The sequence below is a fragment of the Methylobacterium sp. HJ2 genome, assembly GCF_056431005.1.
The window spans coordinates 31,366-54,334 of record NZ_JBWJYM010000011.1 but is presented as its reverse complement, the minus strand read 5'-3'; the positions used below and the strand labels follow the sequence as shown (position 1 = coordinate 54,334).

Below are 22,969 nucleotides of genomic sequence, written 5' to 3'. Positions count from 1 at the left end.
CTGAACATTGCAGGCTGCTTGGCGCGCGGCTGCCCGTCTCCCTGGGGCTGCCCGTCTCGCAGCGGCTGGCAGGCAGGAACGTCGCTCTCTGGGCTCGGTTGACCTCGCAACCGCCAGAGGAGACGACCATGAAAGCCATCCTGGCATCATCCCTGCTCGGGCTCGGCTTGCTTGCCGCAATGCCTGCATCTGCACAGCGCATTGACGTCGGTCCTGATGGTCCCGCTGTCGAAGTGCGCCCACGAGGTCGAGAGGTAATCGAACGGGACGACGTGCGTCCTGGCATCGAGCGTCGGGAGATCCGCCGTGAACGTCGTGAGATACGGCGACCCGATGAAGAGGACGATGACGACGACGATTGAGCTCTAATCGCGATGTCACGGGGCGGCGCTGCCTGCGGGTTAGGCCGCCACGCTGATCCGATGGCCTCTGCCTCGGCGGCTGTCTCGTGCAGTTCGCGCGGATCGATCTTGCTAAAGATGGACGCATCGATCCCACGAGCATCGGCTGGATCGGCCGGTACGATGACGACGACGGGTGCCGCGGGCTCATCGGTCAGGGTGGTCGTCGTATTAGACATACTGGCTCCCTCGTGGTTGAGGGGGACCGCAGCACGTGACCCGTACCACGGTCCCTGGCGTCATCCCGCAGCGGCCTTTCGCTATCGGGCTGACCGGATCGCTCTCAACACGCGCCCCGCGAGAAACGCGCATTCCACATGTCGTCAGGCCACACGCTGCCAGCGGCTGCCGTCGGCGGTATAGCGCTCGGCCCCCACCGTGAAGGCTGAGCCGGACGTGGCGAGATCGCGCCGGGTCTGCTCGACGGCCGAGCGTGTCGGTGTGCCGGTGGCCTCAGCCTCGCGGTCACGAGCAGATCAAGCAGCGGCTCGCTCGGCCGAAGTCAGTTTGCTCTCTGCCGCATCCGGCTCTGGCTTGTTGAGCACCCGACGCCAGAAGGCGACTTTCTTGAAGGTGCTCTGTCGGTCGATGGTCAAGCTCAGCGCCCTGTGTCGGCGGGGATGGCGGACGAACTCGGAGACGGTCTGACCGCGGCGGCGAGCTGCAGTCTCTGCAGCGCAGGCGAGGTCTGTCTCAACCTTCACCCGCAGCAGTGCATCTCGGCGAAGTCCGTCAGACATTGTCTTGTCCCGCCCATTGTATGAACAAAACGGTGTGCCTACGTCGATTTCAAAGAAATAGAGCAATTCTTGGTGCGCGTTGGGGCGGTCTTTCCCATGGGCACACACAGACGTTCACTGCTGTGCTTTGCTATGTTTTGTTGCACTATTCGTACACTGTCCTGTCGCGCCACCGCCAGCTTGGTTGATTGATCAACTCGCGGCGGGAGGAGGCACCTCGGTCGAGAAAGCATTTGTAAAGGCCAAGCGATCGCGCCCTGCTGGCTTGAACGCAGATCTGCGCAATTTTAGCTATCGAGGTCATATAGCCGCGATAGCCGTTTGTTATCTTCGCCTCATGAAGCAAGCCACCGTAATCCTGATCACAATCTCTGCTCTCTCAGGCGGCGCTCAGGCCGCTGCGCTGGAACTTGCAATAGCCACTCGAACACCATTTGCAATGGTGACAACATCGTCGGGCCTCGGCACGAACGACGCCAGAGCAATTGGAGAGTTCACTCCAAGCTCCAAGCGTGAACAGTGCGAAGGGTATCATACTGAGATCAAAGAAGTTGAATCCTGCGTAGCGGATTGGAGCAAGACCCTGCCGAAGGTCGTGACCGCTAGCGCCGACTGCAAAGCAGGCGTTCTCTTCTTTGCGGGCGGTGGTCGATATGAATATATCGGAGAGTGGTCTGAAACCTCCGACGGGAATAAAATTTCCAAATGGCGAGCCGACGACCGGCGGATCGTTGAGCTTGCAATGGCAAGCGAAGGCTATCCGCTAGATCAGAACTGGAGAGCTCTCTGCCCTGGTGTCACCCCGACTGCAGCCAGAGCGCTAAATGCAAATGTCCGCACAGTTGCTGTCACTGCCACAGACAATCAGCAGGTTATCAGAGCTGGAGAAGTGAGTGGCCGCCCGTGGATGCACAACGGCAGTGAGGTCGTTCAAGTCGAAGATGCACTGATCTATAATAGGCCGAAAGCGTCCATCCGATCCGCTGTGAAGCCGGGCGCTGTGCTTTTCAAAGGAAATCTGCTTTCTGGTAAAGTTCAAGGCATTGCATATGCCTTCAAGGATGGCTGTCCTCCTGCGCCATATCGAGTTAAAGGACACTATTCCAATCACATGTATACGCTGACGCTGAGTGGGCCAGGACCCATTCGTCGAGGATGTGATGTTGTCGGTTATTCGGAGCGCAGCCCGCATTCTGTGCTGAAATTCTCTTACGTCCTCAACGATTGATCGGAGAGCATCCTGCTCCTACTTTCAAGACTCGTGTTCACGTCTGCGCCGGGTGTCGGTCGCTCGCTTGGCTTTGGCCTGCCGCTTCCGTTCCTCTGGCGAGATCTTGGCCTGGGCCACCGCGCGCTTAGCTTCCTGAGCCGGTACCGGATGTCGAGCGAGGTGATCTGCGCGCGGCTTTCAGTCGGCCGACGATCTCATCCCGAACCGACTTGGGGGAGGCTGGGGCGGCGAGCTTATAGAGGGTCGCGGGCGGCAAATACGACACCGTGTCGCCTTTGGTGCCCAGCACCTGGGATCGAGGCGTCGCCGAACACGCGCTCGGCCATCGGCACGAAGTAGGCGCGGAGGAGATCCGCCGGCGCCGTCACCGCGTCGGGCGAGATCGCTGTCGGCTCAGGCGACTGCGAGCCGCCGCAACACCACAGATGCTTTAGCACACAGGACAGGCGCAGCGCGTGCCCGCGAGCCTTGAGCCGGTCGGTGGAGAGCCACTGCGCGACCCCGAAGGCTTCGCTCTTCGGGGTCGCCGATCCGGCCAGCCGCGGCTCCGATCCAGTTCGAGGTGGCGCTGGCCGTTCTGGCGCGGCTGGTCGAGCCGATCCGGGTAGAAATCCCCGTCGGCTCGCCCCGCGATATCATCGACGCCGCCGACGCTGGTCCGGATGCCTGGGAGGACCGAGCGGGGGGGCGGACCGCGCATGACCGCCCTAGATCGAGCGTGCGGGTCGGTCGTGATGACCGGACAGATGTCATGCCGGCCTCTAACAACCCGGCTTCGCGGAGGGCTGATGCGCGGGTTGACGGCACTGCTCCTGCTGGCTTCGTGCTCCGCCGGTCACGCCGAGCCGGCCGAGACGCTGCAGGGCATGTGGGCCGCCATCGGAGCCTGTACCGGCAAGGCGAAGCTGCCGTCCGAGGCCGCAGGGTCCGAGGTCACGGTGCTGTTCACGATGAAGCGCGACGGCAGCCTGCAGGGCCAGCCGCGCATCACCCATTCCCGTCTGGTCGGTGACGAGGGCAGCCAGAGAGCGTTCGTTGCGGCAGCCCTTGGGGCGATCGCGCGCTGCTTTCCTCTGCCGATCAGCGATGGCCTGGGAGGTGCCATCGCTGGCAGGCCGATCCGCTACCGGATCACCAGCGGCACGCACGGAGCATGAGCTGCGATCAACAACAATAGGAGCTGTTAGCGCAGGGCCCTACACAGAGATTTCGTAGGACAGAAGACATATAATTTATCCTGATTGGCGGACGCGATTGTCTGTCCCTCGTAAGAAAGAATTTGGTGGTTCACCCGTAACAACGATCAACCCGAGGCGACCATATTGCTTGCTGGAGGACGGCGTCAGAGCAGATATCTGGAGCGTCGGGACTGACCGATTGCAACCTGCGCTTTCGGTTGACCCAACGCATGTCAAACGAATTGCCGCTGTCGAAATCAAAATGCAGCGAGGGAGGCGTTATAAATTGCCGCTCGTGGGCTCATGCACGCGAACAGCGCCGAATTGTCCTCACGTCACCGCCTCCGGCCGAGCCCGCAGGAAGCCCGGGTTATCGAAGCTGTCGCCTGAGCAGGTTGGGCCGCTTTGGGAGACCCGTTGACCGAGTGCGCCGTAGCACCGCCAACCGGTTCAGCCGATACGATGGTAAGTTTGCACAAGGGGCCGAACGCTTCGGAGCGTATCATGGCTCTCCTCACCATCCTCAATCCAGTCACCGGCCAAGTTGTGGTGATCGACACCGATCGCCACGGCGGACGCTGAGCTTGATCGGATCGCGCTCCGAGCGTTGCGCAAGCTCGCTGGGTTGGTCTCTGCGATGGCCCGGCGAACGCGACGGGCCGCAGCTTGTGGCCGCAGATGCCTGCGAACACGGAGGCTCAAGCTGGATTGCTTGACGCGCTATCGACGAGGCTATCGAACTCTAAGCTCGCGCACTCGGTCCGGAGGGCGTGATAGACCCGTTTCAGCCAGAGGCGCGCGTCGGCCTCGCTCGCTTGCGCGGCTTCGACCTTGCCTTCCGCCACGCGAGCCCGTTCTTCCGCAGCGCGCACCTGCGCTTGCGCCCGCTCAACGAGCTGGCCGGCTTCCCGGGCCGATGTCTCGGCGCGACGCGCTCGTTCTTCGGCGGCTTCCGTTTCCGCGACACTGCGCTGGATCATCTCCTGCGCCCGATGTGACAGATCCCGCGCCAGTTCGCTCGCGCGCCGGACTCTGGCACCGAAATCGTGCACGCGCTCAACCAACTGAGGCCACTCGCCCGCGCCGGGGTCTGGCTCTTCCTGGCCGCTCACCGGAGCGGCAGGAGCGATCAGAGGAATGACGTTGGCCTCATCGGCGGCCTCCGCCGCGTCGGCTCGCATCGCAGCCTGCAGCAATTCATCGAGACGCAAGCCGCGATCCGGGAGGGAGGAGAGGGCGTTGGGTGCCAACGGGCGGAGAGATGCCTTGATGACCGGAGGCATGACAGAACCTAAAGCTGCGGATCAGACGGCAGAGTGAATTCGCGCGTGATGGCGTCTTGGACGCGCACCAGCCACTCCTCTGCGGATGCAGCGCGCCTCTCGGCCGCTTCCGCCCGCGCCTCGGCCGCCTTGATCGCCGCCTCCGCGCGCGTTTGTGCCTCTTGCGCGCGCGCCTCGGCAGCTTTGACCCGCTCACCCGCTTGCGCGATGTCCTGACGAACCCTGTTCAGAAGCTCCTGAACGCGCCCCTCCTGCTCGTGAGCATCGGCTTCGGTCTGGCGCACATGCTGTGCCGCTGCGCGCACACGATCGATCAGTTCTGACCACTGCTGAGGCGAGGTCGGTGATTTTGCGCCGCCTTCGCCAGAGCCGACGTAGGAGGGGAAGGGGCGTACCGCATCGGCGCCGGTATTGGACGCAGGATGCGAGGCAATGGGGGTTACATTGTCCAGGCTTTTGGCGAGGTTGTAGAATAGCGAAGATGTTTTTGCAGGCTCCACTCGTGCCTCCCTCGGCATCGTAGTTTGCGTGGAGCGGAGTAGGGCTCTGTATCTACCAAAAGCCTGGACCGCTTCTAAAGTTTAAGAGGTACCTAAAAACTAGAGTAAGGCTATACCAGATAAGCGACGAGGCAACAATATTGAGTATAATGTGACAATTCTGCAACTGTCGAGTTCCTTACGAAGCTCCCGCCCGTCTGTAGCTGGTAATTACCCTAAGTTGCTTGAGATCTTTTCAAATCTGGCTGAGGAGGCGGAACCGTCGATTGCCTGCCGCTTGCTGGATCGCGGTCTGCTCGTTCCTCAGGTCCATGGCGTTGGCCTGATCGATCGCTCGGCTGGCCTCCTCGGCGACTTGCCGAGGGATCCTATCGCGTATCGCTCAAGTCGCCGGCGCCGGCTGAGCCGGTCAGAAGCCTGGATTCTAGAACCCGACATCGGTCTTGGCATTCTCGGCCCGGTCGCCGAAGGCAAGCTCCTTGACCGCCTCGATGGTGATGGTGCGGGGCGATAAAACGCCCGCCGCGGCGGCTGCCGGGCGGGCTTCCGATCATCTGGATCTGCGAAGGTCCGAGAGGTCAGGCGGCATCAACCAATCGCAGGTGGGGGCCGGTCTCGGTCTCACCGTCCGCGGTAGCGGTTTCCGGCTCGACCCAGCGTGGCAGAGCCGGGCACGCAAGATCGAGCCGCAGGAACACGGTGCCCTCCAGCCCTGTCAGCAACTCGACCGGCAGACGGGTTCGCGCAGCTGTCCAACGGTTGCCTCCCGAGAGGCTGTGGAAGTCGGAGCCGAACATCGGATCGTCCATCGCCACGACCTTCTCTTCGCCGAGACCGTCGTTGAGCGTCAGTCGTGATACGCAGAGGCCGAGCGCGCGCCGATCCGCGCTCTCCCCGACCTCCCACGGCACGCTGGCCGGCGACACCAGATGGATGTCCTGCGCCTCGGCCGGCAGCAGGAAGCAGGCGGAGAGGCCCCGCGCCTTGGGCCGCACGATCTGCCCGTCGACCTCCAGGTGCACCGCGGCCCAGGTCTCGGGCGTGACGATCCGCCAGCCCAGCGTCTCGGCGCGGCGGCGCAGCTGGGCGCGCACGGCCTCCACCACAACCCCGTCCGCATGGTACGGGCGGCAGAAATCGGCATGCGTGCGCAGGCTCGCATCGGCATCGGGCGTGGCAGCAAGATCGACCACCGCGCCCTCCGCGAAGAAGTCGCGGTGGCCCATGTCGAGGTAGCTCTCGGCGGGCTGGCCCTCGGCGAGGAGGATGTCGTGGCCGTCGAGTTCGACGTGCCAGTAGGTGACGCTGTCCACGTCCTCCTGCACGATGGTGGCCCCGTTCACGAGCGCGATGGCCGGGATCAGCACCTCGCCCACCACGTCGAGGGCGATGGCGTGGCCGGGCGAGACCATCAGGTCGCGGACAGGCCTGTTTTCGCCGAGGGCGTGGGCGCGGATGCGCACGGGCAGGACGGCGGCCGGGTCGAGGTGGCGGCGGCAATCAATGGTGCGATGACCAATCCAGCGGATCGGACGGAGCTCGCCGGCGGCCGTCACTGCGAGGTCACTGAGTTCCAGATCTTCTACGCGGACCTCGCCTCGGGTCGTGCGGATCATCGTACCGGCACAAAAGCAGAGGACTGTGTCGCCCGTGAGCAGGGTGAGCTGCGTGCCGTTAGCGTAAGTGTTATTCGATAACAGTGAGATCTGGCCGCCTGAAAAAGTGAATATGTCACCTTCGGACGCCGTCCGACCCAGATAGGTGGCTTGGCCACTGCTTGCTGGGGTTGGGCCGGTCAGCTGTATCGTGTCTCTGCCGCTCGCGGTGAGAATTGAAGTATTATCAGTCGGCCCATCGGAAATATCTGTTATGTTATATGCGAAACTAAATCCATCAACGACAGTGTAATTCGGCGTCCCCGGCGTTTGTTGGACGACGTAAAATCTTGATGTAGATAAGGACGGACCGGACGACATCAAGTTTTCTCCCGAATTAAACGAGCACAATATTTAAGTGCGCGGTCACCGCATGATCTAAGGTCATGAGCAGCGCTTGTAACACAATGTTTTTTCCGTCCCGCGATGTCTGTAGCGCTTATGTCACAACCTGCAGTTATACGTTGTTGGGTGTTCCAGAGCTGAAGTTGGATCGGCGCCGGCCGGCCTTCAGAATAGAAAAGGAGCCCACCGCGGCCGAGCCGGGCGTATCGAGGTAGAGATTCGGTCTCGCGGGATCTGCGGAGCACGAGACATGGCTGCTGCCACCTGAGGCATAGTCGGCGCTTCACCTCCTCGCCACTGGCTTTGCTGGTGTTGCCCTACCGCTGAAGCAGCCGTTGTTTGCTGTGGCATTCGAGAACGCGATCTCGAACGCGGCTTTCTTGACGATGTCGATCGCCGTCACTGCGCCGATCTCGCTCTGACTGTCGGTGTAGCCCTGGAGCCAGAGCCGCATCTCGCCGCCCTTGGTCGGGAGCCCGGCCGGCGACGTCACCGTCATCCGGTCCGTCAACTCCTTCACCCTGCCGTCCGGCTTGCGTCAGCCCTTGTAGGTCCATGCGACCCGTAGCAGGACCGAGTCGATCGCCTGCGCCTCCCTGTCGGTGCGGAACGCTGCGCCCTTCCGGTCCCGCGCTATCTCCGCCCGCATCGCGTGCCGAACGCTCGGGAGGCCGGCCGACACTCCGTACATGGCCTGGATCTTCGATCGCTTATGGCCGAACAGGCTGTCCGAGCCCGGCTGCTGCGAGTCGACGATCAAGTCCTCGACGCCAAATATCTCGAGCATGCGCTCGGCCCTGCTTAGTGCGCACCCAGGTGGCGTGCCGACGGCGAAATGAAAGCCCTATCGGGAGAAACGGCACGGTTCGGAATGTTTTCCGGTCTATACAGACGTGGCTGATTTGAGGGTGATATGTTTTGTCATGAAGAGGTTGATTTGTCCTGTCGTGACCATTTCGAGGCCTGAAACAAGAAAGGCGACCCGAGCGAGAAGGCTCGGATCGCCAAGTGCACGCTGCCCCGGTGTTGAGACGGAACCGGCAGCCTGTGGGCTCGAGCTATGGGGCTATGGTTAACCGTCCGTTACGTCCTCTCGCCGTCCGAGCCCACCCGCATGAGTTCCCCGCTGCCGTCGGGCATCTGGGTTCGGGCTGAGCGCGCCACCTGAAACTTCTGCCCCTTTCTGCAGTTAATCATAGGCAATCGATTTGGATATGTCCGGAGGACGCGTGCATCTAGAGCTGGACGATGATGGGAGCTGGCTTGTGACGGCGACGGAACTTGCATCCCACCTCAAAATCAGCGCGGCTGAATTATGTATGCTGGGTAAGCGAGGGCTTCTTTCGGCTGAGTTGCATAAAGGCTACGGCAGAGAGCAAGGCCGCTCGCGTGTGGTCATTATTGCGGGTCAGATATATTGGGAGGCCATCTTTGGTTCGGACGGCGTACTTGTGAAAGAGAAGCGCTGGAAGCAGGATGCCTTTGCGCCCAAAACCGGCCGAGCGAGAGAAGCAAAGGCCGCTTCAGTGGCATTCTGAGAGGGTCTCTGGGCTGGGACGCTCTCAAATGCCCGCCGCTATGATAGCCGATGCGGGCTCTGCCGCGTTGTCTCGAGCAGCGACGAGGAGATGCCCATGGCCTACGTGACGATCGAGAAGAACGGCGAGCCTTGGATGCTCTGCCACTCCACCCACGCGGGCGAAGTCGAGAACCGGATCGCGGCGGCCAGGGCGCAGGAGCCGGGGGCGACCTTCACGCATCGGGTGTCGACACCGGTGGAGAGCCAGCACTGCGCGGACGCCATGGACGAGCAGAGCGGGCCGGTCGAGAATCCGTTCACGTTCTTTACCGTCGCCGTGGTCGATGATCCGGCGCTGTAACCTGATCCCGACCGGGTTTCAGATCTGACGCTCGGCAGCAGACGCGCGTCAGGGCTGCCGAGCGCTTCCCGCGGCCACCACGTGTCGCAGTCGCCGAGCAGCTTGGAGACGAGAGCGGAGCTCCCATCGTCGAGCGTCGCGACAAGCTTCTCCACACGTGCCTGCGCGGCCGCGGAAAAGCCAAGCTTTAAACCGATGAGCTGTCTCAGGCGTCGGGCTTGAGAATAATTACGGTTAGATCGACCGATCTTAAAAATTGAATGCTTGATGTTTTGCCTTCATGGATCGGACGATCTTAAACTATCAATTTTCGCCTCCTGCGTAGATTTTTTCTTCGACACGTATTCAGAATACGCGCTAGGATCGCCGACCGAATCGGAGCCTGACCTATGAACGAGAATGCCGCGATCTTCATCAATTGGATGATACCGGTCGGCATGGGTCATGTTGGCTGGGGGTTCAAGCACAGTCGCGATCTCTGGTACTATGGCGGCCTGGAAACGGCAGGTATCATCATCGGCAAAGGCAGGCCGAACAACACCAACAACTGTCTCGGCACCTTCGACGAGATGATCAAGAACATGAAAGGCACCAACCGGCCGGGCTGTAGCGGCGGCGGGTATCCTTATCATGAGTACAAGATGATCACGGTCAATCAGGTCAATCTCAAGAAAGCGCTCGATCGCGTCGCCAGCATTCGCCAGAACGGCTACGGTCTGCATGGCAACAATTGCGCCGATGCCGTGTTCAACGTCATCAAGGCCTATGCAAACGGAGACGACAAGATCTTGCCTTGGCCGGCGGTCTACTGGGCTCCTCGCTGGTGGTATTGCGCCATCAATGCGGGATCGAACGTTCTGCAAGATCAGTCGCGGACCGGAAACTGGTTCGGGCAGCATGCCCCGGCTTGATGGGCAGCGTGATCGACGAGCGGTCTGGGCCGCGCGGGCGGAGCTCCGTAAAGGGCGCCCTCGTCGGGTGCGGCATCCGTGGCCGTGAGCCCGGGCGCGACCGGCCGAGACCGGAGGATGGGCCGGCTGCGAGGCGGGCCACGCGTGCTCGGCCCCGAGAACGGGGCGGATCTCACCGGGGGAAGGGATTCGTCACCGACCGAGCCTGGGGACAGGGCGACGACGTCACCACGCCTCCTCGCTGATGAGGTCGCCATCCCGGTTGAACAGGCCCCGCCATCCCCGGTCCTGCAGGCGGACCGTCACTCGTGTCTGACCCGTATTCTCATCGTCGGCGTCTTTGATCCGGGCGTCGACCTGGCCCAGTCGCTCGACCCGCTTGAGGTAGGCCGCGCTGACGCCGAGCCGATCAGCCAATTCGTGCGGATCGACGATCCAATCGCCCAGATGCCCGAGGGTCAGTCGCATGGAGTCCTCCTCCATCAGCGCGGCAATATTCGCGGGGCCGAGACCGACACTAGCACAGGACGCGAGCAGATCAGAAGGCTGGGTCGCCACTCTCGACGGAGCGGGGCGAGGGAGGTCCCGGTTCCTCGACTGTGATGGCCCCCTCTCGGGACACTGCGCGTCCGGGACCTGTCGCGCGGGAGCGCTGCCCAAACCGCTCTGCGGGCGAACCGGGGCCATCGACGCGAGCCTGCCCCGTGATCACGGTCCAGGGCAGCGCGGCGCGGTCGTCCCGCCGCCCCTTCGGGGCGAGGGCCCGAGGAGGAGCAAGGACGCCTCGGTCCGCTGCGTCGTGGATTATGTCCGTCGAGGATGTGCGCCGACGGCGTAGGATTCGCCGGAAGCGTCGTCACCTACGACGCGGCAGGCGACGGGATTGGAGCGCTTCGGCCGGGACCGATCCGGCGGAACCGAGTTCACCAAGTCCGGATATCGTCGTGGCCTTGGATGGTGCCCCTGTCGGGTTGCCGTTCGACGCTTCCGGCGACCCAGGAGGCCCAACCGACCGCGGTGATCGTCGTCAGCAATCCCGTTGCGAGGCTCAGAAGCAGCGGCAAGGTCGATCCCGCGTCGGGCAGGGAGCAAGGCGGTGCGCCGGACCGGGCGGAACGGCGCACCAAAGTCAGTCTCGGCCCTTCGAAGACCGAGTCCTGTTTACTCGGCGACAACGAAAAGAAAACTGATTTAGGTAAGAGTAGGGCGGTTCAGACTCGGCCGTGACTGAAGAGCCACAAGATCGCGTCACGGCCGCTATTGCGGGCAGGACGCGGGCACGACCGGACCCGGATCCCCGACCGCCCGCTGCCGGCTGTCGCGGCGGAACCGGCGGCCTGAGGGCTCGGGCCGACGGGTCGAGGTCGCCGGGGCTGTACGGACCGCCGGAGCCCGCCACGCCGCGCCGGGGCGACTGCCCGATCGGCCCGGCACGATCGAGACGAGCATTGCGCCGACGCGATCCGAGCGGCTTGACAATAAAAAGGCCGCTTCGGCGCCGAAGGACGGCGTTGGGCAAAGCTTCGGCCCGGCCGAAGCTCAGCCGATCACGCCAACGGAGAGTGACGGAACGTGTCGAATAACGGTTCTCCGTGCGGTGAAGCTTTCGATTTTTGTCCTGTTCGACCAAGCCTGTGTTAAAGTCGGCCGCCGTGCAGAACGGTTCAATCAGGGACGGTCCGTCACGCCGAGGGTCTGGAGCCACTCCCCGTCGCGGTGCGGTTCGCGACCGGCCCCAGCATCCTGAGCGCCGGCATTCTCCAGCCCGAGGAGGAGCACCAGATGCTGAGGTCTTTCGAGGAACGGGTGCGTGCCGAGGAGCTGTTCTTCGCGTTGTCCGAGGAGCGCCGCTTCCTCGCCCGACGCGATGGCCTCCGCGCATTGGCGGATTTCGCCGTGCGCAAGATCGGCTTCGACGGTCAGTCTGGCGATGCCTACGCGGATGTCCTGATCGAAGCCATGATCGGCGGCGCCGACGACGATACCCTGATCGAACGCGTCCGAGCCGACCTCTCGGCCAACGTGGCCGAGTTCAGCCATGAGGAACTGCGGAGTGTCATGCTCCGCGGGCAGGCCGCACAGCCGAAAGGCCCGCGGGTTCCGAACGTCCCGCCCGAGCGACGCAATGCGGTGGCGCAGCCGCTCTGAGACAAGCGGCAGCCGTGAGGATCGGCGACAGGTTGTCCGGAAAGCTTGAGCGGCATTGGCGACAGGGGGGTCGGCATGGCATATGGCGCACATGACCACCGACGTGCCGCATCCCTACTCCATCACGGTCGAGCCGCTGAAGAAGCCTGAGGGCCAATTCGGCTGGGCGCTCCGCAAGTCCGGCAAGCTGGTCGAGCGATCCGACCGGGCCTTCAGGACCGAAGCGGAAGCGTTCGCCAACGCTCAGAAAGCCGTCGAGCGAGACCAGAAGCCGGGCTTCTGAGGCGAGGCTCGCGCCCGCCGCGTCTGCCCGGGCATCTCCTGCTGCCGGTCTCGAAGTCACGCCCGCCTGGGGTCTCCGTCCGCCCGGCCTCGGCGCGTCCGGCGTGATCCCAGGCTCCGTCGCCTCATGCGTGGGTCCCGAGCCGGGATCGACGCTGCCGCGGCGCCATCCGCTTGCCCATTTCGCCGCGGGCCGCGGTAAGGATCGTCAGGATGGCAATTGACGTGTCCGAGCGGCTGTGACTGAACGCCGGGGTGGCGCGCAGCATGCGGATTCAGATCTATGGACAGTGATACCCTCTCGAAGGCGTTGGCCGATGTTCGCCAGCGGCGCGCTGATCTTCAGGCGGACTTCGACCGCATCTCAGCCGAATTGGGCAAGCTGCGCCTCGCCGAGGCCTCCCTCGCGGCGATCGTCGAGGGTGCCTCGCTCGATGCCAGCGCCTTGACGTCGGGCTCCGATCTCGTCGGGAGCGGTGACGGCACGAGGCCGGCTCAGCGGGCGGGCAGCCGCGGTCCGCGCGGTCCGCGCGCGAACTCGGCCAAGGGGCGCCTGAAGGCCCTCCTGCGCGAGACGGGGCCGAAGGGCCTGTCGCAGGCAGAGATCTCCCGCCGCCTGCCCGACGTCGCGGCCGGCACGCTCAACTCCTATCTCAGCCTGCTGGTGTCGAGCGGAGAGGCGGAGCGCCAGGGCGATTTCTACACGGCCGCACCCGGCGCGGCCGATACCGCGCCCGCGAACGAGGACGCGGACGCCGACGAGGCGGCGGGGGAAGCCGAATAAGCCGAGCCCGGCGCCGTGGACGAGACCGGCCCGCTTGGGCGCGGGCGGATCCAGAGGGCGGGTGAGCCGCCGCTCTCCGGCCCGCGAGGCTTGAGCGGACGCGCGCCGTCGCCGCGAGACGCGCGTCGACAGATGGATTCGAGAACAGAGTTCGATTAACACGGTTGTCCTGATCATCAGATTCGGCAGCGCGCGCCATGAGCCGGATTCTCAGAATGGGAATGCAGGGCCAAGACGTCGTGGCCCTGCAGCGGCTCCTGAATTATCACCTCGGCTTGCCGCGCACCCCGATACCGCCGACGGGCTTCTTCGGCAGCATGACGCTCGCCCGGGTACTGGAATTCCAGCGCCTGAACCGGACGCTTCCGACCAAGCTGCCGTATCCGGCCGACTACCCGGCCGAGTTCAGGAAGCCGCTGGCCGACGACGGAATCGTCGGCCAGCACACCCTGCACGTGTTGCTCGATTTCCGGTCCTTCCAGACCGGCGATCCGTCGTCCTTCACCCCGGAGGCTGCGCCGGCCATCGGCCCCAACGCGGCGTCCGCGCGCAGATTCGGGATCGGCCCCGGCCAGCGCGTCGGAGACCCGCCCGATCCCCAGGCCGATCCGCAGCCATCGCCCAAACCGGGAGCCTCGCAGCGCAATTTCGGTCTGGTCCAGGTTCAGACCGGAACGGCGGTCAGCGTGGCACCCTGGTCGTTCTCGCCGTTCTCCCTGACGCTGCAGGGGGTCCTCCTGGCCAAGAACGCGGGCCTCCCGGACGTGCTGGTCACCGGCGGCGTGCAGGTCGCGCTCAACGACGACCGGAACCCGTCGCTCACGCGCTGGTCCGGGCAAGGCTTCCTGCAGCTCGGGCTCGGCCTCAACGTCGCGCCGAAGGTGCTGGGCCACGATCTCGATCTGCTCAACCCGTTCATCCAGGCGATGATCTCGACCAATCTCAGCGCGAATCTGGGCAGCAATCTCGGCACCCAGGCCGGCGCCGCTGCCGGCAATCAGATCTCCTACAAGCTCATCCAGAGGAAGCTGAACGGCTCGACGGACGATCAGGACACGCTGAGCCTCTTCTTCAACGGTCAGGCGGTGATGAACATGGACTTGAACCGGGGCCATATCGAATCGCCGCAATTCAGCGGGCAGGCCATGGTGGGTGCGACGCTGACGTTCTTCTAGAGGCGTCCCCGATCGCTTCGCGCCAGGGCCCGGCGCTCGACCCTCGTGGTGAGACTGCCCACCGCCGATCCGGGTCGCCTGCGAGGGAACAGCGCACGGGCTGGCGAAGCGGATGCCGATCCGGCAGGTGTCGCGGCGCTATTGGAGGATGTTCTTGGCCTTCAGGACATCGACCTGCAGAAAGTCGAGGTACGTCCGACAGATCTTGCCATCGACGACGGCGATCACGGGATCCGCCTCGACGGCCTTGAACGTCAGTTCCGAAGGGTCGAACTTGAACGCCTTCAGGCGGCGCAGTTTGTCGCGCAGGAGAGAATTCGTCCAGATGATGTCGCCGAGGCGGGGTGTCGTCCCGCCGGCCTCGAACAGGGTCGCATCCGCGAAGTGCTTGGCGCGGGTCCGATCGCGCAAGTCCATCTCCTGCGCCGTGATGGGTTTCCAGTGCTCGATCGCCCCGTGCATGACCGAGAATTGCGGATCGCGGTCCCAGGCATTCGCCTTGACGATCGTTTCGAGCACGGTCTCGTTGACGAGGTAATTCGTCTTCGCGTCGATGACGGCGCACAGATCCACGTCGGAGACGAAGGCCTTGCCGAAGCCCGGATTCTTTCGCCCCGGACTGTGAAACTCCTCCAGATCGATGAGGAGATCGTCCTGGATCGCGCATTTGCCGGCCTCGATCCGCGACAGGATCTCGATATCCGTCGCCGCCGTCAATTGCGATCGCACGCGCAGCAATCCGGTGGCGGGATCCGATTTGATCGAGGCCGCCCATTTCGGCTTGGGCGTATGCCCGGCGTTGCGGGCGCGCTGGATCACGGCTCCGGGCGCCTCGTCCGGCAGGGGGCCGAAGAAGGCCTTGGCTCTGACGAAGGTATGCGTGCGAAACGTCTTGTCGGTCCGGATCATGTTCTCCGCACCGGCGACCGTATTGCCGGTCAGGCGCGCGAACTGCTCGACCACGAATGGGCTGAGATCGTCGCGTGCTTCCACGTATTGGGTCGCGCTATCCTGGCTCAAGATCCGGGCGATGTCGTGATCCGACAGCCGGGTTGGATCGTAGCCCATCGCGGCGACCGAGCGGCGATAGCCCGCGGCTCCATGCTCCGCGATCTGTCTGAGGATAGAGTAATACTTTGCATCGTCCATCGTGCGCCCTGCCCACATCACGATCTCGACAAGGTCGTTCCGCGTTCCCGGGTTGGCTTCGATAAGATCCGCGGCCTCGGGGCCGCGCGAAGAGAATGTCCGCTCCCGATATGCGACGCCACTGAGGCATAGTCATTGAGTTCGCAACCGACATCAAGCGGATCCGGGCGTCGCTCCGCCACGCGTCCGGATCGGCACGAGCGCCCGGCCACGCGCAGGGGCGCGATGGCTCGCCTCGTCCGCGACTCGAACCTCCGACGGGGGAGGGGATGTCGGAATGGGCTGTTTCCGGCGCGGTCCCAACCATGCCATCCTCGGGCGACCGGGAGGACGGGTGCAATGATGCGACGGCTCGTGACGCTTGGGCTCTTCCTAGCTTGTGCGGCTCTGATCGGGACCAGAACCATGGCTCAGGAGATCCGGCGGACGGAACTCAGCCGCTCACCGGTCTCGGGCGACGACGCCCGCGAGATCATCATGCAGCTCGTTGAGTTTCCGCCCGGCGCAACCTCGCCCCGGCACTTCCACAACGGCGAGGAGAGCTTCTACGTCCTCGAAGGCGGCCTTGTGCAGACGCCCGGGAAGGAGCCGCGGGAGCGCTTGGCCGGCGAGCAGGGCATCAACCGACGCGGCGTTCCGCATGCGGGCTACACGGTGGTCGGAGACAGGACGATCAAGATCCTGTCGGTCTACGTGATCGACAAGGGCAAGCCGCTGCAAGAACCGGCTCCGTGATCGCCCAACGGCGCGACGCGAAACCGCCGCGGCCGGCGCCGACCGGCGGCGCCCCGACCGGCGGGCTCATCCGGCCGGCCTGATCGGGCGGCCGACGCGCGCGGAGCGGCACCCGCCCGCGGGTCGCGCAGGGATCACTCCCAGTCGATGCCGAGCGAGCGCTCGAACACAGCGGCGGGCTTCTCCTGACCTTTCGGATCGATGACCACGACGTCGCGGAAGCCGCGCCGCTGCAGCTCCCAGGTCTTCTCCATCGCCTGCTCGTCGGTGCCGCACGCGAAGACCATGACGCGCCCGGACGGATCGACCCCTGTCACCCTGAACATCCCGACATCTCCGATCCCGCCACCGCACCGGGATATGGGGTCGGTTTTCCGGGGGAGAATGCATCCCGGTGCCGTGGCGGCCCGATCGTCGCGTTCGGCGCATGTGCGCTGGAGCACCGCGCCGGATCCGCCGACGGGCGAGGCAAGAGCTTGGCAATGTCGACCCGCTATCGGCAGGGTCCGTGCACCGTAGACCGCGCTCAGGAGGCCCGCATGATCGCTGCCCGTCCGTTCCGCTGGTTCCTGTCCCTCCTCGCCGTGATCATGCCGGCCGCCGTCGTGGCCAGGACGCCCGTCGACGGCGCCAAGCCGGAGGCCCCGGCCGAGGTCGTGTTCCGGCACTACATGTGAGGCGGCGCGCCGTGCGCGATGGCACGCGCGCGGCCGGCACCGGGTAACGGCGCCCGATTGCGGCCGAAATCCAGGTCGACCGCACCGGAGACCTGCCATGACCCGAACCGTCCTGAACGCCGTGACCAGCTGGGCCGCCGCCCGGGTCCTCCGCCTCGCACTGGGCGCCACCGCGCACGAGCTCGAAGCCATGATGCCCGGCCCGCACCACCGGGATCCGAGCTTCGGGCTCTCGGTGTCTCGCGCTCCGGCTTCCGACCGTTAGCGCCGGGCAGAGGCCGCCGTCCGATTTCCGGAGGCAGAGAAAGTTCGGAACGATACTGCGCGTTTTTGGCCGCCCCGTGCTCGAAGCGTCAGAGCGATGCACTATAGTACCTTCATTCGCCGAGGGAGGTCGTCGTGCGCAAGCCAGAGAAGCCCGGATCCGCCGCCAGCAAATCCCGCGAGGGGGGAGCGCTCGGCGATATCGACGCCGAGCGGGGCCATCCCGGCAAGGGAAGCCCGGGCGCCACGACGAAGCCCGAGCACAACCCGGATCCGGGCAAGGCCAAGAAGCCGGCGCGCTAGAGCCCGGTCCGACGACCGGGTCGCCGGTCCTGCGCCGAGGCGGCATCCCGTGCAGCAGCAAGCAGGTCGGCCGTCCGAACGATCGGACCCGCATCGGCAGAGGGCGGGCGTCTACGCGTGGAAGTTGCAGCGGATTCTTAACGTTAAGCCGCGAGACTCGGCGGCTGGAACCTCGACGTTCCGTCCGCTGCTATCCACTCCCGAGGCGCCTCGTGTCGCTGCACCCTGTCTCGATCCGCCTCAAGCTGATCATCGCCTTCTCGGCCCTCACCTTCGTCATCGTGGGCGTCGGCCTGCTCGGCCTGATGGGAACGCAGCGCATGCGCGATCAGGCGCTCGAGATCGAGACGAACTGGCTGCCCAGTGTCCGCGCGCTCGGCGAGATCGATACCCGCAGCGCGCGCCTGAACGGCGTGCTGCTCCGCCAGACGCAGGCGACGGATCCGCAGATGCTGGCCGGCATCGAGAAGGATCTCGTGCGCTTCGAGCAATGGGTCAACGAGGCCAAGACCCGCTATGAGACCCTGATCGGCTCGCCCGAGGAGCGCGCCCTCTACGACGCGTACCTGCGCGCCGCCCAGGACTTCGAGGTGCCGCGCCAGAAGGTCCTGAGCCTGTCGCGCGAGGGCCGGAAGGCCGAGGCCTTCAGCTATTACGAGACCAACGCGATCGGCCCGCGCCGGGTCATGTCGCAGGCCCTGGAGAAGCTCATCGCCTTCAACAACGAGGGCGCGGTCCAGGCCGAGAGCCGCAGCCGCAGCGTGTTCGAGACCACGCGCACGCTCGGCATCGTGGCCATCGTGCTCGGGCTCGTGCTCTCGGCGGCCTCCGCCGTCCTGATCATCCGGGGCATCACCCGCGGCATCGAGTCGGTGGTGGGGCCGATGCAGGCGCTGGCCGCCGGCGACCTCACCGCGACCATCCCGCAGCAGGGCGCGCGCACCGAGATCGGCACGATCGCGGACGCGGTTCAGGTGTTCAAGACCGGTCTGGTGCGGATGCGGTCCCTGGAGGAGGAGGCCGCGCTTGCCCGGGCCGGCATGGCGGCCCAGCGACAGGCGGCGATGACGGGGCTCGCCGACGGCTTCGAGCAGGCGGTGGGCGGCGTCCTCGCCCTCGTCACCGCCTCCGCCGCCGAGTTGCAGGCGACCGCCCGGGCGATGACCGCGACCGCCAGCGAGACCGCGAGCCAGTCGATCACCGTCGCCGCGGCGGCCGAGGAAGCCGCCGTCAACGTCAATACCGTGGCGGCGGCGGCCGAGCAGCTCGGATCCTCGGTCTCCGAGATCGGCCGTCAGGTCTCGAATTCGGCCGGCCTCGCGCAAGCCGCCGTCGGCGAGTCCGGCCGGACCGCGGAGCTGGTGCAGCAGCTCAGCGGCGCGGTCGCCAAGATCGGCGACGTGGTGAGCCTGATCTCCTCCATCGCCGGCCAGACCAACCTGCTGGCGCTCAACGCCACCATCGAGGCGGCGCGCGCCGGAGAGGCCGGTCGCGGCTTCGCGGTGGTGGCCTCCGAGGTCAAGGAACTCGCCACTCAGACCGCGCGGGCGACCGAGGAGATCTCGGCCCAGATCGGGCAGATCCAGGGTGCGACCGGCCAGGCCGTGCAGGCGATCGGCTCGATCGGCGCCCGCATCCGCGAGATCGACGCGGTTGCGACCGCGATCGCGGCGGCGGTGGAGGAGCAGGGCGCGGCGACCCAGGAGATCGTGCGCAACGTGGCCCAGGCCTCGACCGGCACCACCGAGGTGACCAGCAACATCGCGGGCGTCGCCGGCGCCGCCGAGGAGACGGGGGCTGCAGCCTCCCAGGTGCTCGGCGCGGCGGTGAAGCTCGCCGGCCAATCCGACACCCTCAACAGCGAGGTGCGCCGCTTCCTGGCCTCGGTCCGAGCCGCCTGAGGCGGGCGCGCCAAGTCTGGGCGCGCCCTCAGCGCACCGAGTCCGAGCGCGGCCTCAGCGCGCCAAGCCCCGGCGCGGGGCGCTCAGCGCGCCGGGCGCAGGCTGCGCAGCACGAAGCCGATCATGTCGTCGAGGGTCGGCTCGATCACCTGCGGGAGCTGGCTCACCAGCAGGGGGTGGGTGTAGCGCAGGATCGCCATCTGGATGCAGCGGGCCGAGACGGCCGGGTCGGTCGCCTCGAACTCGCCGCTCCGCAGCCCGGCGACCACCAGGCGCTCGAACACGGCGCCGATCCGGTCGACATGGTGGCGGCAGACCTCCCAGCTCTCGCTCATGGCCGCCTGGATCATCTCGTGGATGCGCGGGTAGCCGGTCCAGCGCTCCGTGGTGTCGCGATGCAGCGCGACGATGGCCGCGACGAGGCGCGCCTCGGCGCTGAGGCCGGGCCGATCGACGATCGCCGCGATCAGCGCCTCGATCTCCCCCGTCACCCGCTCGACCACGGCCTCGTTGATCGCCTTCTTCGAGTCGAAGAAGCGGTAGACGTTGGCCGGGCTCATCTTCAGCGACTTGGCGATGTCGGCGACCGTGGTCTTCTGGTAGCCGATCTCGCGGAACGAGCGCTCGGCCACCGCGATGATGCGGCAGCGCGTGGTCGGGGCGCTCTCCTCCGAGGAATCCTCGTGCGCGGCCGGGTCTTGCGCGGGTGCCGGATGGGCCGGGGCGGTCATTCGGGGGTACGCTTCATCGTCTCGAGGCGCGTCGCGGCTCTCGTCCGGGACGCGGGATGCCCGGCGGACGGGCCGAGGACCTCGGTTCTGCTTAGGCAGCCGGGGCCGGGCCGTCAAAGTCAGTCCCGCCCGTCGACGCGATGCGCCCGCCTCCGGTCGGCGTCCCGCGCGCGTGCGGTCGCCCCGAGCCGAGGCATCGCGCCGCCCCCCGGAACTCCGCCCACCACACCCGATTGGCCCGCTGACGTGCCGATCCGAGCGCCCGCGTGCCGATGGCCGGGGCCCGGGCCGTGCCCAAACCACGATCGAGCGAGACGAGACTGGCCATGAAGCTGCAGAACAAGCGCGCCCTGATCACGGGGGCGGATTCGGGGATCGGCCGCGCCACCGCCGAGCGCTTCGCCCGCGAGGGGGCCGACGTGGCGATCACCTATCACACCGATGCGGAGGGCATCGCCGAGACGGCGCGCCGGGTCGAGGCCGCGGGACGCAAGGCCCTGGTCGTCCAGGTCGATGTCGGCGACCCGGCCTCCGTGCGCGCGGCCTACGACACCGTGGCGCGCGGGCTCGGCACCCTCGACATCCTGATCGCCAATGCCGGTCAGGCGATGAGCGGCATGCCGGTGGCCGACATGGAGGATGCGCGGCTGGAGCAGATCCTGCGCGTGAACCTGATGGGCCCGCTCTTCACCGCCCGGCCCTTCATCCACCTGCGCCGCGACGTGGGCGGGCGGGGCAAGATCGTGTTCGTCTCCTCGGTGGCCCAGCACCTGCCCACCCCCGAGAGCGCGCCCTACGGCATGTCGAAGGCCGGCCTCGGCTCCCTCTGCCGCAGCCTCTCGCGGGAGCTTGCGGAGGACCGGATCAACGTCAACAACGTCGCCCCCGGCCTGATCGAGACGCCGATGACGGCGGACCGGTTCGAGGACCCGAAGAAGCTCGAGGCATCCCTGGAGCGGATCCCGTGGCACCGCGCCGGTCAGCCCGAGGACATCGCGGGCGCGATCCTCTACCTCGCCTCCGACGAGGCGGATTACGTCACCGGCCACACGCTGGTGGTGGATGGCGGCCTGACCATGCAATGGGGCGGCGCCTGAGGGGCCCGACACGGAAGAGGCCGGCGCCCCTGGGGCGCCGGCCTCTCCGACGCGACGACGACGCGAGTGACGCTCGGCAGAGGTCCACGCCCCGCACGAAAAACCCCGATGCGCCGGGCGCCTCGGGGTTTGAACGGAGCGTCCGCTCGTCAGGAGCCGAATTGCGAGCCGAGCTGCTCCAGATATTCGGCGAGGTCGAGGCCGCCCACGCGCTTGCCGTAATCGAAGCGCATGCCCTGGCGGATATCGACGCTGGCGTCGCGGGTGGTGAGCGTGAACGGGCGCACGCAGACCCAGGCGCCGTCCCTGCGATGCTCGAAGTAACCGAGGATTTCGTGCTTGGCCATGATGGTCACCGGATCCGAATCTGAAGCGGTAACGGCTTCGGCGTTCCTTGGTTCAACTGAATTCGACCGCTGCGGCGCAGCATACGGTCAAGCTTTGGCGTTCAACCGCCGGGCGGCGCGGCGTTCACGAGATCGGGCGGCGTGATCTCCGGCAGGCTCATCGCCTGGGCGGGATCCGGCCGGGTGCGCCGCTCCATCGGGGCCAGGCGCTGGACCTGTCCCGTCTCCAGCGCCCGCTCGATGGCGGCGAGGACGCGGACGTCGGCAAGCCCCTCCTCGCCGTCGGGCTCCGGCAGCCGGTCCTCCAGGATGCAGGCGGAGAAGGCGCGCGTCTCGGCGCCGAACTGGTCGACGCTCGGAAACGTCAGGTCCCGGGTCTCGCCGTCGCGGGTGATGCGGCCCGCCAGCGCCGCGCCGAAGGTGAAGCCCGGTGCCATCAGGATGTCGCCCTCGGTGCCGACGATCCGGTAGGCCCCGACCGAGGCGGTCTCGTAGGACACCGTGAACTGCGCCAGCCGGTCGCCGGGGAAGCGCAGGGTGACGGCGACCGTGGCGTCGAAATCGAACGGGCCGCCGGCCCGGCGGGCGCCGTGGGCCATCACCTCCACCGGCTCGCCGCCGAACAGGTTGCGCGCGGCGTTGATCGGGTAGGTGCCCATATCGGGCACGGGGCCGGCCCAGTAGCCTTGCCGGGCCCGATGGTTCTCCGGCGCGACGGGCTGGCCGAAGCTCGCGGTGAACATCAGGGGCTCGCCGATCTCGCCCCGGCGCACCCGCGCGATGGCGTCGAGCGTCCCGGGCTCGAAATGCAGCCGGTAGGCGATCATCAGCTTGGCGCCGCTGCCCCGCGCCGCCGCGATGATGGCCTCGCAGTCGGCCACGCTCGTCGCCATCGGCTTCTCGAGGAGCAGGTGGCAACCGGCCTCGAGGGCGGGCACCGCGAAGTCCCGGTGCATCCCGTTCGGCAGGGCGAGATAGACGGCCTCGAACAGGTTCGTGTCGAGCGCCGCGCGAAATTCCGCGTCGGGGAAGGCCGTCAGGCCGTAGCGCTCCGCGAGGGCGCGGCCCTTCTCGGGATCGCCCGTGACGAGGGCCGAGATCTCGGAATTGCCCGTCTGCGCCACCGCCGGCATGAAGGCGGCCTGGGAGATCCAGCCCCCGCCCACCACCGCGTAGCGCACCTTGCCGCCCGTCGCCCGTCTCGCGTTCATCCAGAACCTCCGTGAGGTCTGGGGAACGCGAGGGGGCGGCG

28 protein-coding genes are annotated in these 22,969 nt (G+C 66.1%); 16 read left to right on the top strand and 12 right to left on the bottom strand.

The window, feature by feature from the left end:
• Window positions 1-128 precede the first annotated feature (128 nt).
• The 3 genes from ACS5RC_RS22675 to ACS5RC_RS22665 all read left to right on the top strand — a co-directional run bounded on the left by ACS5RC_RS22675 (window position 129) and on the right by ACS5RC_RS22665 (window position 3,529).
• Window positions 129-362, top strand: coding sequence for a hypothetical protein (locus ACS5RC_RS22675; protein WP_478346186.1), 234 nt, complete (start codon window positions 129-131; stop codon window positions 360-362).
• A gap of 963 nt (window positions 363-1,325) precedes the next feature.
• The gene (locus ACS5RC_RS22670) at window positions 1,326-2,369 is read left to right on the top strand and encodes a hypothetical protein (protein ID WP_478346185.1); all 1,044 of its coding nucleotides are present in this window, start codon (window positions 1,326-1,328) and stop codon (window positions 2,367-2,369) included.
• A 791-nt stretch (window positions 2,370-3,160) separates the two neighbouring features.
• On the top strand, window positions 3,161-3,529 hold the full coding sequence (locus ACS5RC_RS22665; RefSeq protein ID WP_478346184.1) for a hypothetical protein: 369 nt from the start codon (window positions 3,161-3,163) through the stop codon (window positions 3,527-3,529).
• A 719-nt stretch (window positions 3,530-4,248) separates the two neighbouring features.
• Here ACS5RC_RS22665 and ACS5RC_RS22660 read toward each other — a convergent pair.
• The 5 genes from ACS5RC_RS22660 to ACS5RC_RS22640 all read right to left on the bottom strand — a co-directional run bounded on the left by ACS5RC_RS22660 (window position 4,249) and on the right by ACS5RC_RS22640 (window position 8,120).
• Window positions 4,249-4,761, bottom strand: a complete 513-nt coding sequence (locus ACS5RC_RS22660) for a hypothetical protein (protein ID WP_478346183.1) — start codon at window positions 4,759-4,761, stop codon at window positions 4,249-4,251.
• A gap of 80 nt (window positions 4,762-4,841) precedes the next feature.
• Window positions 4,842-5,333: a hypothetical protein gene (locus tag ACS5RC_RS22655; RefSeq protein WP_478346182.1), complete on the bottom strand. Its 492-nt coding sequence runs from the start codon at window positions 5,331-5,333 to the stop codon at window positions 4,842-4,844.
• A 578-nt stretch (window positions 5,334-5,911) separates the two neighbouring features.
• Window positions 5,912-7,033 carry a Hint domain-containing protein gene (locus ACS5RC_RS22650; protein WP_478346338.1) on the bottom strand — a complete coding sequence of 374 codons (1,122 nt, stop codon included), beginning with the start codon at window positions 7,031-7,033 and terminating at the stop codon, window positions 5,912-5,914.
• A gap of 583 nt (window positions 7,034-7,616) precedes the next feature.
• Window positions 7,617-7,853, bottom strand: coding sequence for a hypothetical protein (locus ACS5RC_RS22645; protein ID WP_478346181.1), 237 nt, complete (start codon window positions 7,851-7,853; stop codon window positions 7,617-7,619).
• A gap of 18 nt (window positions 7,854-7,871) precedes the next feature.
• Entirely contained in the window at window positions 7,872-8,120 is a 249-nt protein-coding gene (locus ACS5RC_RS22640) for a hypothetical protein (protein WP_478346180.1), read from the bottom strand.
• A gap of 442 nt (window positions 8,121-8,562) precedes the next feature.
• Between ACS5RC_RS22640 and ACS5RC_RS22635 the strand changes: the two genes are divergently transcribed.
• The 3 genes from ACS5RC_RS22635 (at window position 8,563) to ACS5RC_RS22625 (ending at window position 10,124) form a co-directional block, all read left to right on the top strand.
• On the top strand, window positions 8,563-8,871 hold the full coding sequence (locus ACS5RC_RS22635) for a hypothetical protein (RefSeq protein ID WP_478346179.1): 309 nt from the start codon (window positions 8,563-8,565) through the stop codon (window positions 8,869-8,871).
• Window positions 8,872-8,967: 96 nt separating this feature from the next.
• Window positions 8,968-9,213 carry a hypothetical protein gene (locus tag ACS5RC_RS22630; RefSeq protein WP_478346178.1) on the top strand — a complete coding sequence of 82 codons (246 nt, stop codon included), beginning with the start codon at window positions 8,968-8,970 and terminating at the stop codon, window positions 9,211-9,213.
• A gap of 389 nt (window positions 9,214-9,602) precedes the next feature.
• Complete coding sequence (locus ACS5RC_RS22625; protein WP_478346177.1) at window positions 9,603-10,124, top strand: hypothetical protein; 522 nt, start codon at window positions 9,603-9,605, stop codon at window positions 10,122-10,124.
• 225 nt (window positions 10,125-10,349) lie between these two features.
• On the opposite strand, the gene ACS5RC_RS22620 is transcribed toward ACS5RC_RS22625, so the two are convergent.
• The gene (locus tag ACS5RC_RS22620; RefSeq protein WP_478346176.1) at window positions 10,350-10,592 is read right to left on the bottom strand and encodes a DUF6522 family protein; all 243 of its coding nucleotides are present in this window, start codon (window positions 10,590-10,592) and stop codon (window positions 10,350-10,352) included.
• 1,248 nt (window positions 10,593-11,840) lie between these two features.
• On the opposite strand from ACS5RC_RS22620, the gene ACS5RC_RS22615 reads away from it, so the two are divergent.
• Both ACS5RC_RS22615 and ACS5RC_RS22610 read left to right on the top strand, forming a co-directional pair.
• Window positions 11,841-12,272, top strand: coding sequence for an ATPase inhibitor subunit zeta (locus tag ACS5RC_RS22615; protein WP_478346175.1), 432 nt, complete (start codon window positions 11,841-11,843; stop codon window positions 12,270-12,272).
• Between the two features lie 91 nt (window positions 12,273-12,363).
• The gene (locus tag ACS5RC_RS22610) at window positions 12,364-12,555 is read left to right on the top strand and encodes a hypothetical protein (protein ID WP_478346174.1); all 192 of its coding nucleotides are present in this window, start codon (window positions 12,364-12,366) and stop codon (window positions 12,553-12,555) included.
• Window positions 12,556-12,679: 124 nt separating this feature from the next.
• Here ACS5RC_RS22610 and ACS5RC_RS22605 read toward each other — a convergent pair whose 3' ends face one another.
• Window positions 12,680-12,823, bottom strand: a complete 144-nt coding sequence (locus tag ACS5RC_RS22605; RefSeq protein WP_478346173.1) for a hypothetical protein — start codon at window positions 12,821-12,823, stop codon at window positions 12,680-12,682.
• A 14-nt stretch (window positions 12,824-12,837) separates the two neighbouring features.
• Here ACS5RC_RS22605 and ACS5RC_RS22600 point away from each other — a divergent pair, with 14 nt between their 5' ends.
• Entirely contained in the window at window positions 12,838-13,338 is a 501-nt protein-coding gene (locus ACS5RC_RS22600; protein WP_478346172.1) for a hypothetical protein, read from the top strand.
• 197 nt (window positions 13,339-13,535) lie between these two features.
• Window positions 13,536-14,513, top strand: coding sequence for a peptidoglycan-binding domain-containing protein (locus ACS5RC_RS22595; RefSeq protein ID WP_478346171.1), 978 nt, complete (start codon window positions 13,536-13,538; stop codon window positions 14,511-14,513).
• 138 nt (window positions 14,514-14,651) lie between these two features.
• Here ACS5RC_RS22595 and ACS5RC_RS22590 read toward each other — a convergent pair whose 3' ends face one another.
• The gene (locus ACS5RC_RS22590; protein WP_478346170.1) at window positions 14,652-15,662 is read right to left on the bottom strand and encodes a hypothetical protein; all 1,011 of its coding nucleotides are present in this window, start codon (window positions 15,660-15,662) and stop codon (window positions 14,652-14,654) included.
• Window positions 15,663-16,067: 405 nt separating this feature from the next.
• On the opposite strand from ACS5RC_RS22590, the gene ACS5RC_RS22585 reads away from it, so the two are divergent.
• The gene (locus ACS5RC_RS22585) at window positions 16,068-16,397 is read left to right on the top strand and encodes a cupin domain-containing protein (protein ID WP_478346169.1); all 330 of its coding nucleotides are present in this window, start codon (window positions 16,068-16,070) and stop codon (window positions 16,395-16,397) included.
• Window positions 16,398-16,531: 134 nt separating this feature from the next.
• On the opposite strand, the gene ACS5RC_RS22580 is transcribed toward ACS5RC_RS22585, so the two are convergent.
• On the bottom strand, window positions 16,532-16,723 hold the full coding sequence (locus ACS5RC_RS22580; RefSeq protein ID WP_478346168.1) for a hypothetical protein: 192 nt from the start codon (window positions 16,721-16,723) through the stop codon (window positions 16,532-16,534).
• 213 nt (window positions 16,724-16,936) lie between these two features.
• Here ACS5RC_RS22580 and ACS5RC_RS22575 point away from each other — a divergent pair, with 213 nt between their 5' ends.
• From ACS5RC_RS22575 to ACS5RC_RS22560, 4 genes are all read left to right on the top strand, one after another.
• Complete coding sequence (locus ACS5RC_RS22575) at window positions 16,937-17,074, top strand: hypothetical protein (protein ID WP_478346167.1); 138 nt, start codon at window positions 16,937-16,939, stop codon at window positions 17,072-17,074.
• A 97-nt stretch (window positions 17,075-17,171) separates the two neighbouring features.
• Window positions 17,172-17,339 carry a hypothetical protein gene (locus ACS5RC_RS22570; protein ID WP_478346166.1) on the top strand — a complete coding sequence of 56 codons (168 nt, stop codon included), beginning with the start codon at window positions 17,172-17,174 and terminating at the stop codon, window positions 17,337-17,339.
• 134 nt (window positions 17,340-17,473) lie between these two features.
• Window positions 17,474-17,641, top strand: coding sequence for a hypothetical protein (locus ACS5RC_RS22565; RefSeq protein ID WP_478346165.1), 168 nt, complete (start codon window positions 17,474-17,476; stop codon window positions 17,639-17,641).
• Window positions 17,642-17,853: 212 nt separating this feature from the next.
• Entirely contained in the window at window positions 17,854-19,542 is a 1,689-nt protein-coding gene (locus tag ACS5RC_RS22560; RefSeq protein WP_478346164.1) for a methyl-accepting chemotaxis protein, read from the top strand.
• Window positions 19,543-19,625: 83 nt separating this feature from the next.
• Here ACS5RC_RS22560 and ACS5RC_RS22555 read toward each other — a convergent pair whose 3' ends face one another.
• Window positions 19,626-20,273, bottom strand: coding sequence for a TetR/AcrR family transcriptional regulator (locus ACS5RC_RS22555; protein ID WP_478346163.1), 648 nt, complete (start codon window positions 20,271-20,273; stop codon window positions 19,626-19,628).
• Window positions 20,274-20,599: 326 nt separating this feature from the next.
• On the opposite strand from ACS5RC_RS22555, the gene ACS5RC_RS22550 reads away from it, so the two are divergent.
• Window positions 20,600-21,370 (top strand): SDR family NAD(P)-dependent oxidoreductase, encoded by a 771-nt coding sequence (locus ACS5RC_RS22550; protein WP_478346162.1) that lies wholly within the window; start codon window positions 20,600-20,602, stop codon window positions 21,368-21,370.
• 149 nt (window positions 21,371-21,519) lie between these two features.
• Here the strand turns inward: ACS5RC_RS22550 and ACS5RC_RS22545 are convergent, their stop codons facing one another.
• Both ACS5RC_RS22545 and ACS5RC_RS22540 read right to left on the bottom strand, forming a co-directional pair.
• A complete protein-coding gene (locus ACS5RC_RS22545) occupies window positions 21,520-21,717 on the bottom strand; it encodes a hypothetical protein (RefSeq protein ID WP_007563351.1) in 198 nt (65 codons plus the stop codon).
• Window positions 21,718-21,818: 101 nt separating this feature from the next.
• On the bottom strand, window positions 21,819-22,928 hold the full coding sequence (locus ACS5RC_RS22540; RefSeq protein ID WP_478346161.1) for a Gfo/Idh/MocA family protein: 1,110 nt from the start codon (window positions 22,926-22,928) through the stop codon (window positions 21,819-21,821).
• Window positions 22,929-22,969 lie beyond the last annotated feature (41 nt).

Bases quoted from the DNA above. Each gene is read 5' to 3' on its own strand.
- ACS5RC_RS22675 (WP_478346186.1), top strand. From the start codon at position 129: ATGAAAGCCATCCTGGCATCATCCCTGCTCGGGCTCGGCTTGCTTGCC.
- ACS5RC_RS22665 (WP_478346184.1), top strand. From the start codon at position 3,161: ATGCGCGGGTTGACGGCACTGCTCCTGCTGGCTTCGTGCTCCGCCGGT.
- ACS5RC_RS22640 (WP_478346180.1), bottom strand. From the start codon at position 8,120: ATGCTCGAGATATTTGGCGTCGAGGACTTGATCGTCGACTCGCAGCAG.
- ACS5RC_RS22630 (WP_478346178.1), top strand. From the start codon at position 8,968: ATGGCCTACGTGACGATCGAGAAGAACGGCGAGCCTTGGATGCTCTGC.
- ACS5RC_RS22625 (WP_478346177.1), top strand. From the start codon at position 9,603: ATGAACGAGAATGCCGCGATCTTCATCAATTGGATGATACCGGTCGGC.
- ACS5RC_RS22620 (WP_478346176.1), bottom strand. From the start codon at position 10,592: ATGCGACTGACCCTCGGGCATCTGGGCGATTGGATCGTCGATCCGCAC.
- ACS5RC_RS22610 (WP_478346174.1), top strand. From the start codon at position 12,364: ATGACCACCGACGTGCCGCATCCCTACTCCATCACGGTCGAGCCGCTG.
- ACS5RC_RS22605 (WP_478346173.1), bottom strand. From the start codon at position 12,823: ATGCTGCGCGCCACCCCGGCGTTCAGTCACAGCCGCTCGGACACGTCA.
- ACS5RC_RS22600 (WP_478346172.1), top strand. From the start codon at position 12,838: ATGGACAGTGATACCCTCTCGAAGGCGTTGGCCGATGTTCGCCAGCGG.
- ACS5RC_RS22595 (WP_478346171.1), top strand. From the start codon at position 13,536: ATGAGCCGGATTCTCAGAATGGGAATGCAGGGCCAAGACGTCGTGGCC.
- ACS5RC_RS22590 (WP_478346170.1), bottom strand. From the start codon at position 15,662: ATGGACGATGCAAAGTATTACTCTATCCTCAGACAGATCGCGGAGCAT.
- ACS5RC_RS22585 (WP_478346169.1), top strand. From the start codon at position 16,068: ATGGCTCAGGAGATCCGGCGGACGGAACTCAGCCGCTCACCGGTCTCG.
- ACS5RC_RS22580 (WP_478346168.1), bottom strand. From the start codon at position 16,723: ATGTTCAGGGTGACAGGGGTCGATCCGTCCGGGCGCGTCATGGTCTTC.
- ACS5RC_RS22575 (WP_478346167.1), top strand. From the start codon at position 16,937: ATGATCGCTGCCCGTCCGTTCCGCTGGTTCCTGTCCCTCCTCGCCGTG.
- ACS5RC_RS22570 (WP_478346166.1), top strand. From the start codon at position 17,172: ATGACCCGAACCGTCCTGAACGCCGTGACCAGCTGGGCCGCCGCCCGG.
- ACS5RC_RS22555 (WP_478346163.1), bottom strand. From the start codon at position 20,273: ATGACCGCCCCGGCCCATCCGGCACCCGCGCAAGACCCGGCCGCGCAC.
- ACS5RC_RS22550 (WP_478346162.1), top strand. From the start codon at position 20,600: ATGAAGCTGCAGAACAAGCGCGCCCTGATCACGGGGGCGGATTCGGGG.
- ACS5RC_RS22545 (WP_007563351.1), bottom strand. From the start codon at position 21,717: ATGGCCAAGCACGAAATCCTCGGTTACTTCGAGCATCGCAGGGACGGC.
- ACS5RC_RS22540 (WP_478346161.1), bottom strand. From the start codon at position 22,928: ATGAACGCGAGACGGGCGACGGGCGGCAAGGTGCGCTACGCGGTGGTG.